Origin of the sequence: Litorivivens sp., from assembly GCF_041624475.1 — a bacterium.
Taxonomy (GTDB): domain Bacteria; phylum Pseudomonadota; class Gammaproteobacteria; order Pseudomonadales; family Spongiibacteraceae; genus Litorivivens.
Genome location: NZ_JBFJUX010000032.1, coordinates 1 through 9,009 on the forward strand (window position 1 = coordinate 1; position 9,009 = coordinate 9,009).

Annotated in this window: 9 protein-coding genes; 2 read left to right on the plus strand and 7 right to left on the minus strand. The window is 56.6% G+C overall.

The genetic code is table 11. From position 1 onward, the window contains the following. Positions 1-163: 163 nt before the first annotated feature. Genes arfB through ABY734_RS16605 form a run of 3 tightly spaced genes read right to left on the minus strand, consistent with a single transcriptional unit; the run spans position 164 to position 1,487 of the window. Positions 164-586 carry an alternative ribosome rescue aminoacyl-tRNA hydrolase ArfB gene (gene arfB, locus ABY734_RS16595; RefSeq protein WP_372780510.1) on the minus strand — a complete coding sequence of 141 codons (423 nt, stop codon included), beginning with the start codon at positions 584-586 and terminating at the stop codon, positions 164-166. A gap of 1 nt (position 587) precedes the next feature. Then, positions 588-1,046, minus strand: a complete 459-nt coding sequence (locus tag ABY734_RS16600; protein ID WP_372780502.1) for a hypothetical protein — start codon at positions 1,044-1,046, stop codon at positions 588-590. Positions 1,047-1,055: 9 nt separating this feature from the next. Beyond that, a complete protein-coding gene (locus ABY734_RS16605; protein ID WP_372780503.1) occupies positions 1,056-1,487 on the minus strand; it encodes a hypothetical protein in 432 nt (143 codons plus the stop codon). Between the two features lie 88 nt (positions 1,488-1,575). On the opposite strand from ABY734_RS16605, the gene ABY734_RS16610 reads away from it, so the two are divergent. Continuing rightward, positions 1,576-2,799, plus strand: coding sequence for a trans-acting enoyl reductase family protein (locus tag ABY734_RS16610; RefSeq protein ID WP_372780504.1), 1,224 nt, complete (start codon positions 1,576-1,578; stop codon positions 2,797-2,799). 7 nt (positions 2,800-2,806) lie between these two features. On the opposite strand, the gene ABY734_RS16615 is transcribed toward ABY734_RS16610, so the two are convergent. Together ABY734_RS16615 and ABY734_RS16620 are read right to left on the minus strand one after the other, a co-directional pair. Further along, positions 2,807-3,145: a DUF3301 domain-containing protein gene (locus ABY734_RS16615; protein ID WP_372780505.1), complete on the minus strand. Its 339-nt coding sequence runs from the start codon at positions 3,143-3,145 to the stop codon at positions 2,807-2,809. After that, complete coding sequence (locus tag ABY734_RS16620) at positions 3,142-4,572, minus strand: transglutaminase domain-containing protein (protein WP_372780506.1); 1,431 nt, start codon at positions 4,570-4,572, stop codon at positions 3,142-3,144. Before ABY734_RS16620 ends, ABY734_RS16615 begins: the two co-directional genes overlap by 4 nt. Before the next feature lie 142 nt (positions 4,573-4,714). Here ABY734_RS16620 and ABY734_RS16625 point away from each other — a divergent pair, with 142 nt between their 5' ends. Then, positions 4,715-5,644 carry a mechanosensitive ion channel family protein gene (locus ABY734_RS16625; protein WP_372780507.1) on the plus strand — a complete coding sequence of 310 codons (930 nt, stop codon included), beginning with the start codon at positions 4,715-4,717 and terminating at the stop codon, positions 5,642-5,644. Between the two features lie 51 nt (positions 5,645-5,695). Here ABY734_RS16625 and ABY734_RS16630 read toward each other — a convergent pair whose 3' ends face one another. Continuing rightward, positions 5,696-7,156: a ShlB/FhaC/HecB family hemolysin secretion/activation protein gene (locus ABY734_RS16630; protein WP_372780508.1), complete on the minus strand. Its 1,461-nt coding sequence runs from the start codon at positions 7,154-7,156 to the stop codon at positions 5,696-5,698. Positions 7,157-7,407: 251 nt separating this feature from the next. Next, positions 7,408-9,009, minus strand: a 1,602-nt coding sequence (locus tag ABY734_RS16635) for an OmpA family protein (protein WP_372780509.1), incomplete at its 5' end; no start/stop codon positions are given.

Consider the following 9,009-nt stretch of genomic DNA (forward strand, 5'->3'; position numbering starts at 1 on the left):
CGACCCGGCACTGGTCAACAAATTCCGGGACGGCAGCCTGCGCCAGTCCGGCTGCACCAGCTGCAATGCCTGCATCCCGCAGATTTACAATCAGGCCGGCACCTACTGTGTATTGAATGAGCCGCTTGATCCGGCGATGAATGAGATACGTGCCTCAGAGTAATCAGTAACCGCCAGAATCAACCCGGCCGCGCAGCGCCTTGGTGCTGCCGCGCTTGGTTTTGCTGTCCATTCGTTTTTTCTGGGAGTTTTTGCTGGCCTTGGTGGGTATCCGCTTTTTCTGGGTTTGTCCCACACTGCGAATCAGCCCCACCAGTCGCACAATCGCGTCTTCGCGGTTTTTCTCCTGGGTGCGAAAGCGCTGCGCCTTGATTACCACCACGCCCTCACTGCTGATACGACGGTCCTTGAGCTGCAGCAAACGGTTCTTGTAGAAATCCGGCAGGCTGGACGCCGCAATATCAAAGCGCAGGTGAATCGCCGTTGCCACTTTGTTGACATTCTGGCCGCCAGCGCCCTGCGAGCGCACCGCATTGAGCTCTACCTCACTTTCTCTCAAACTGACGGCGCGTGAGATGGCAAAGATATCAGCGGGCATCCGACATCCGTTCGCTGTAGTCCCAGCCACTGACCCAACGCGGCGTCAAGCAAACCACCTGTTCCTCGTCGATCCGCCCCAGCAACCAGGTCGCAAGCTGACTGTCTTCCTTTATGCCGTAGCGGGCAAACAGGCTCTTGAGCTGTCCTTCGGCGGGCACTGGCGGCATGGCAATATCTGCCTGCCCGCGCACCCCCCGGTAGGGCATGGATTCATGCGCCACCTCAAAGCCGCAACACCCGGTAGCGGCGAGGCGCTTTGCCACCAGCGCCCCCTGATGCAACACGCAGTACAGCTGGCCGCTGCGATACTCAAACCAGTGAGACGCTACAATCGGACAGCCATCACTGCCGTTGACCGCCAGCCGCAGGGGCAAGCGAGCCTCCTGCAGATAGGCCTGAATGGCGTCGGCGTCCAGCTGACTGTTTGCGCTAAGCGTAAGTCCCATACATAACCTCTAGCGGAGTTTCAGGCTGACACTGGTGCTGCCGCTCCAGGTCCCCTGTAAGGCAGCCCAGTTCTCGGGAATAGTGTAGACAACCTCTTTCGCCACCACACGGATATTGGGCTTTTGGAGAAAGGTAATTTCGCCGGGGCGCAGGGTCACCGGCGCATAGGGGAGCAAACTGCCTTTCAGCAGCACGTCGCCGTCGTTACGCGACCACACCGGTTGTTCCGGCACAATCTCGACCCGATCACCCTGCTGCTGATAGCGCAGATTGTCGGTCACCACCGTCAACGGGGCGTCTCCCGCGTTTTCCAGATAGGCCTGGACAAAGCCAATCCGGTTCTTGTCGATGTGAAGCCGCAACTCAGCGCTGGCGACAGCGGGCCAGACCAGAAGCAGGGCCAGCCAGTAACAGGACATGTAATGTCGTCGAATTGCCATAATCTCACAGTTATTATGCGGTTAGTTTCGGTCATCATACCGAGTTTTCACCTGCCGGCGCGAGCCTGTTTCAATTGCGAGGAAGAAAATGAGCGATAAAGAATTTGATGTCATCGTGTTTGGCGCAACCAGCTTTGTCGGCCAGATCGTCTGTGAGTACCTGCACAACGAATATAAAGACGATTCCCTGCGCTGGGCAGCGGCCGGGCGTTCGGAAGCAAAGCTGCGCGAGTTGCAGACACGCTTGGGTGCCACAGACGACACCATGCCCCTGCGCATTGCCGATGCAGCCGATGGCGACAGTCTGGCAGCGCTTTGCCGCCAAGCCCGCGTGATGATCTCCACTGTCGGCCCCTATGCACTCTACGGTGAGCCCATGGTCAAAGCCTGCGTGGAAACCGGCACCGACTATTGCGATCTGACCGGCGAAACCCAGTGGATTCAGCGTATGGTCGAGACCTATTCCGAACAGGCCGAGGCCACCGGGGCGCGGATCGTGCACTGTTGTGGCTTTGACTCAATCCCCTCAGATCTTGGCGTGCTCTTTCTGCAGCAGGCCGCGCAAAGCGAATTTGGCGCCCCCTGCACCAACGTAAAAATGCGGGTCAAAGCCATGCGCGGCGGCGCCAGCGGCGGCACCATAGCCAGCCTGATCAACGTTATCCGCGAAGCCAGCAAGGACCCGGCTTTGCGCAAGGCGCTGGCCAACCCCTACGCCATATGCCCCGAGAATTTTCGCCCCAAAACCCGACAGCATAATGTCAAAAGCGCGGAGTTCGACCAGGATTTCAATGCCTGGGTCGCCCCCTTTGTGATGGCCGCCATCAATACACGCGTGGTTCATCGCTCCAATGCTCTGGCCGGCGGCGCCTGGGGCGAGGGCTTTCGCTACGATGAAGCCGTACTGACCGGCAAGGGCCTCAAGGGCCGTTTGGGCGCACTGAGCATGGCGGCCGGCATCGGTGGCCTGATGGTGGGCGGCGCCATACCTCCGACCCGCTGGCTACTGGAACGCTTCGTACTGCCCAAGCCCGGTGAAGGACCGAGCAAGGAAGAACAACTCAATGGCTTTTTCGATCTGCGTTTTATCGGCCGTACCGAGAGCAATGAGGTAGTAAAAGTGAAAGTGACCGGTGACCGCGATCCCGGCTACGGCTCAACCGCGAAAATGCTGACTCACGCTGCGCTTTGCCTCGGGGAAACCAGCCGCGAACAACGCGCTGGTGGAATCTGGACGCCGGCAACAGCAATGGGTGAAACCCTGATTGAGCGCCTGAGCCTGCATGCAGGGCTTACCTTCGAGCGCAGCTGATCTCTGATTAATGCAGATTGCGGTCGTCATCGGGCATGCGATGGGGTGGCACCTGAATGGATTCAATGAACCGTCCCAGTGTCACGGTGCGCCCGCTGTAGCGCTCCTCGCCACTGACCGTAAATTCAAATTGGTAGCCCCGCCACAGACGCCAGCGCCCGCTGGCGTCGCGTTTTACCCACAGGGCGCGCAGGGCGATGCTGTCATCCAGTAATTGTAGATTTTCGCGCTGGCAGTAAAGCCTTGTCGCCCGCAGGGCAATTTCCCGAACGCCCTGAGCTTGCCAGTAGTAGTAACCCATCAAGCCGACCAGAAGCAGCAGCGAAATATCCGACAAGGCGATCACGGCTTACCTCCCTGCGCCTGCACCCGCGCCGCTGACAATATCTTAAGCGCGTGCAAGCGGGCATTAACCCGGGTGAAATGCGCGACCTCACCGCTGTAGCTTAAAGCCAACGTAATGTACCCCGCGTGAAACTCCCCCAGCCCGCTGTCAAAACTTCGCCAGGCAGAACCATCCCAGACCTGTACCCAGGCGTGCGGCACAAATACATACTTGCGCCCAAGAAAGCGCTCAGTGTTGTAAGCAAGGCCAATGGCTATGCGCGCCGGCAAACCGGCCGCCCGGGCGAGAGCCGCCAGCAACAGCGCGTGCTCGGTGCAGTCACCCTGACCGGAGGCAAGCGCTTCGCTGGCCGTGGCAAAGCCGGCGTAGTCCGGCTGTGCGTCCATATGAAGGCTGACAAAGCGTGTAAGGCGCGCCATAACATCGAGCGGCTCCTCCTCCGCCCCGAACTCTGCCGCGAGCCGCTGGATTTCCGGATCATCTGCGGCAATCCAGTAAGTGGACTGCCGCGCTGCCTCCAACACGGCTGCCGCGGGGGCATCTTCAGCACCACAATCATTGCATATATCGACTTGCCAGCCCCCATTGCGCGAAACAACAGCTTGCTCTGCGGTCTCTGGTGGAACCAGAGCACTGTCGCCCGACAATTGGTAGCGCACCCGGCCGCGAAGAGCTGCCTCCGGCATACGCACCGGCGCGCGGATCAATTGCCGGTAGACATGGGTGGTCGGAGAAAATGGTGCCAGCGCACACGCTTTATCACAGTCGTACAGCACCAGCGTCTCGCCACCGGTCATACTTTCTTCACGCAGTACGTCAAACCTTTCATTGGTAAACCAGTGGCTTGGTTGCGCGGCACTGCCCTGCTGGTAGGTGAAATGCCAGGGAAGCTCATCCGATTGCCGCTGCCCTTTCAGGTGCACGGTTTCAAAGACCAGCGTCGAAAAATTAAAGGCACTGAACTGAAGCTCACGCGCGTCACCCGCGGCGTTTCGCAGCGCAAGCTGTATGCCATAAGGCATTAAAAAATCGTCTGGCAAGGCGTGTTTACTGACATCGACTTGCCGACCATCGCTGCGCTCCACCCGAAGTTCACTGCCCTCAACACGCGCTACTATCTTTTGGTTAGCTGCTTGCGAGCTCACCTTTTTGCTCAGCGAAACAGGCCGTCCATCGCGGGTTTCTTCAAATTCCAGGGAAATTGTGGATGTGCGCGGCGCTTCGCCCGGCTGCTGCAAAGTGATTACCAGCTCTTCACGTGTTAGCACGCGTTCTTCAAACTCCTCGCGCACCAATTGGCGATAGCCTATTTTCTCCCCGCCAAGCTCGACGGTCTGCCAGCGCTCAAGCCCGGCACTGACGGAGGACGCATGGGCTAACAGCAGTATCAACAAGAGCTTTTGATAGAAATAGTGCGGTCGCATCATTCTCACTTTGCTGCTTCGCATCGCCCCGAATAGGCGTATTCAGCATTGTCAGCCATCATCCACAGAATGTGAATCTTTAACTGCAGGAGCGTTGGCAAGTCCGTAGGGTGGTGGGCCAAGTATGTTTAGAAAGGAGGAAACTATGGAAGGGCTGGTTAATTTCACCGCCCGCGGTCGCGAGGTATTGAGCACACTGGTAGAAAATGCCATGACCTGGCTGGCTACCTCAGGCCTGCAAATCCTGCTTGTTGTGATTGGCGCCTGGGTTGCGCTGACCATAAGCCGGCGCATGCTCAATCAGGTGCACCGCAGTATCGCTGGCAAGCACGGCGACGCGGAGCGCATAAAGCGCGCGGACACTCTCACCGGCATTCTTGGAACACTTATCTGGGCCGCGCTGTTTCTTGCCGCCGGCATGATGGTGCTGAAAGAAATTGGAGTCGATATCGCGCCGATCCTTGCCGTCGCCGGTCTCGGTGGCCTGGCCATAGGTTTTGGTGCCCAGAACCTGGTGCGCGATGTGATTACCGGCTTTTTTTTGCTGGCTGAAGACCAGATACGGGTCGGCGATATTGTAGAAGCCGGCGGCAAATCCGGCGAGGTGGTTTCGCTTGGCCTGCGCACGGTTAGAATGCGAGCTTTGGACGGCACCCTGCATATCATTCCCAACGGCAATATCACAACCGTTTCCAATATGACCAAGGATCACGCCTTCGCACTGGCAAACGTTGGCGTCGCCTACCGGGAAGATACCGATCAAGTCTTTAAGGTGATTGCGGAAATAGGCGCGCAGCTGCGGCAGGACAAAGAGTTTTCAGCGTCCATCATTGAGGACATGGAAATCCACGGCGTTACAACCTTTGCCGATTCCGCTGTCATAATTCGCTGTCGCATGAAAACCTTGCCGGGTGATCAGTGGATGGTTCTGCGTGAATTCAACCGCCGCCTGAAACAGCGTTTCGACGAACTGAATATCGAAATTCCCTTCCCCCATATGACGGTATATGCCGGCGAAGGTAAGCGCGGTGAAGCACCGTCGCTGCCGGTCAGCGTTCAGGACAAGGCAGCCTGACTCGGAAGTGGCCGCCCCGCCCCAAAGGCTTTGAACCGGAGTCGGGGCGGCTTAAATTGTTAGACGCAAGCGCCAGAAAAAGTCTGCCTCACTGGCTTCCAACACACTTTCGTCACGCACATCATCGGATATATTCCGTGCGACGACCCAATGGCTTACCAAGCCATAGGGAAGATCAACAGTGAGCGCAAAACCTGCATCTGCGACTTTCTGCGCATCCCCCAAGTCGGTATCCGTATTGTTGTACCAACTCTGGCCCTGCTCAAGAAACACTGACGGCCGGAATCTCAATCCGTTCCAAGTGAAGGAATGACTTAGCGAGAGCTTCAAATGCAGGCCTTCGTCACCGATCAGTACACCGGGCAGATAGGCCGCGAGAGAATCCATTCCGCCAAGCACAAACTGCTCCTGCTCAGGAAGTTGCTCATCGGCAAATTGCCCATTCAAAGTTGCAGACAGTTCCGTGCTTGGTGCCAGTGAGTAGCGATAGCTCAGCTCCGGATTCAGCACAAAAAACTCACCATTCCGCGCTGCGGGAGCTACATCCGACACCTGGCTCGCTGTCGAACTCTGTGCCTGATTAGATTGTTGGAACTCACCGTAAGTATCCAGTGTCCCTGAGCTGGACAAACCAAATCGCGCATTCAGCGAGGCCCCCAGATACGCACTATCTCCCTGTAAGCGGCGATTGTAATAGGCACCCACTTCTACCGCCGGGTAGCGCTCATCCAGCAGCAAGGCATCAGACTGTTTTTCTTCAATATAAGAGTCAACGTATTCAACTCGCTCTTTAAGGCGCAGACGCTGGCGGGTGTCGCTGTAAATAACCTGCTGTCCGCGCAGGCCCACGCGCTGAATCTCGGCATCCAGCTCAAGCTTGGTTGAGGTGGTCGTTGGGCCACTACAGAATAACAACAACGAGCAATTACCTGCCTGAACAAACTGCACGTCCGGATTGCGTTCGTAGTCTACGTAGGAGATATCCAGACCATATAAGCCGAAGGTAAAAGGATGATCAACACTAAAGCTGTATTGATTGAGCGACTTGCCGTCCTCGGACTCACCCCACGTGATAAAGGCTCTCTGATAGGCCGCAGAAAACTCTGTGCCCTCTTCGCTGCGGTGTTGCACGCCAACCAGGCCAAAATAGCGCCCCAGGTAACGACTGCCTTTGTTGTTCAGCTCTGCTATGAAATTTGTGCTTTGGTGGTCAGCCTTGGGCTGCACATCCAGCACCATAGCGAGGCGCTGGTTTTCCAACAGCTCATAGCTCACCGCATAGTCCTGACCAATGCGCTCCGATTTCAGATTCGCCAGCACACGGGCAGTATCAAACTCTGCCAGCGTTGGATCGGTGTCGCCAACAAGCCCACTAAAATACCCGGTCAGACGTTCGTCACCGCGCACTTCAGAAACCACTGCCTGACTGACAATAACACCGACAACATCCTCCACTCGATAGTAGTGGAGCTGAACCCACAAATAACCCGCGTTGTAGTAGGCACGTGCCAAATCTTTTACAACGTCTGACGGTGCTTTTGCATCTCTGATAACGGACAGTATGGCACCTTGGTCCAGGAGCTTATTTCCAATGACCCGAACCTCAACGTTGCCAAGTTTGCCGCCAACATAGCTGGCATTTGTCGTTTTTATTTCACTAATTAAAGCGCTGTCCGACGCCAGTGGCGGGAGCGCTGGTGGCAAGTCTATCGCCATGAATATCCCCTAAATCGGTTCGGGTTCTTTACTTTCAAATGCAGCTGCTAGTTATTAGATTGCATCGTCACAGCTTCGCGAATGATCAATTCAGTGCGTCGGTTTTTGTATCGGCTTGCCTCGCTATTATTGTCTGCGATTGGCATTTGCTCACCATAACCTCGAACAATCAGACTCTGGCCATCGATCCCCTGAGCTACCAGAAAGTCATAAACTGCTCTAGCACGCGCTTCTGAAATGCGAGCGTTGAGCGCCTCATCCCCCAGTGCGTCCGCGTGGCCTGCAATTTCCACCTTCGCAAAGGGAAGCCTCTGCAGTACCTCCACATTATGGAGCATTCGTGCTTTCGCCTCTGGACGCAGCACCGTTTCATTCAGGTTAAAGTTCACGGCTCGTAACGCCAGCACCACCACACCATCAACTTCACAGCCATTGCGTAAAACTTTGGCGCCAGGTCGAGTCCGAGGACACTTATCAGAGGCATTCGCAACGCCGTCGCGATCATTATCACTAATTTCACCTGCTAATAGTGCGCCATTCAATACCAGCAGCGCGGGTTGGTCCTCTTCGTCAAAAGCATCCGAGTCGCTACCGCCATTGTTAGTGCCCACGTCACCACCCAGCAGATCGTTTACGGGGCCATTGCCGTCAGCGGTGTTCACATCTTGATTCGTAAGAGCATCACCCGCTGAGCCAGCGCCCAAGTCAGCGAGTATCGCATCAACGGGCTCAACAACCGGATCCAGCGCATCAGCCACCGGGTCAGTAACTGGTGACACAACATCCAGAATTGGCTCTACCAGACTATCAATCGGGTCGGTAATCGGATCGAGTGTGGCATCTACAACCTCAATCACCGGCTCAAGCAGGCCGCCGTTATCTGCGCTGTTATCACCACCCAGCAGATCGTTCACCAGACCATTGCCGTCAGCAGTGTTCCCATCAGAGTTGGTCAGCGCATCACCGATGGAACCACCGCCGGCACCGGCAAAGACTTCATCCACCGGATCAACAATCGGCGCCGCCGTATCCAGCACAGGCTCGGTGACCGGCGCAATCACATCGAGAATGGGCGCAACCTGGGTGTCTATCGGATCGGTAACTGGATCAAGCGTGGTGTCGACAACATCGATTACCGGAGCGAGCAAACCGCCGTTATCCGCCGAGCTACCGCTATCACCACCTGCGCCGGAATCACCACCCAACAGGTCATTCACCAGACCATTGCCGTCGGCGGTATTCCCATCAGAGTTGGTCAGTGCATCACCGATGGAACCACCGCCGACACCGGCGAAGGCTTCATCCACCGGATCAACAATCGGCGCCGCCGCTTCGAGAACAGGCTCGGTTACTGGCGCAATTACATCGAGAATGGGCGCAACCTGGGTGTCTATCGGATCGGTAACCGGATCGAGCGTGGTATCCACAACATCAATCACTGGCTCAATCAGGCCACCGCTATCTGCGCTGCTATTACCACCCGTTCCGGAATCACCACCCAGCAGGTCATTCACCAGACCATTGCCGTCGGCAGTGTTCCCATCAGAGTTGGTCAGCGCATCACCGATGGAACCACCGCCGGCACCGGCAAAGACTTCATCCACCGGATCAACAATCGGCGCCGCCGTATCCAGCACAGGCTCGGTGAC

Excerpts from the sequence above, each read along its gene's own strand:
- ABY734_RS16620 (WP_372780506.1), bottom strand. The coding sequence starts at position 4,572 with ATGATGCGACCGCACTATTTCTATCAAAAGCTCTTGTTGATACTGCTG.
- ABY734_RS16600 (WP_372780502.1), bottom strand. The coding sequence starts at position 1,046 with ATGGGACTTACGCTTAGCGCAAACAGTCAGCTGGACGCCGACGCCATT.
- ABY734_RS16610 (WP_372780504.1), top strand. The coding sequence starts at position 1,576 with ATGAGCGATAAAGAATTTGATGTCATCGTGTTTGGCGCAACCAGCTTT.
- ABY734_RS16605 (WP_372780503.1), bottom strand. The coding sequence starts at position 1,487 with ATGGCAATTCGACGACATTACATGTCCTGTTACTGGCTGGCCCTGCTT.
- ABY734_RS16625 (WP_372780507.1), top strand. The coding sequence starts at position 4,715 with ATGGAAGGGCTGGTTAATTTCACCGCCCGCGGTCGCGAGGTATTGAGC.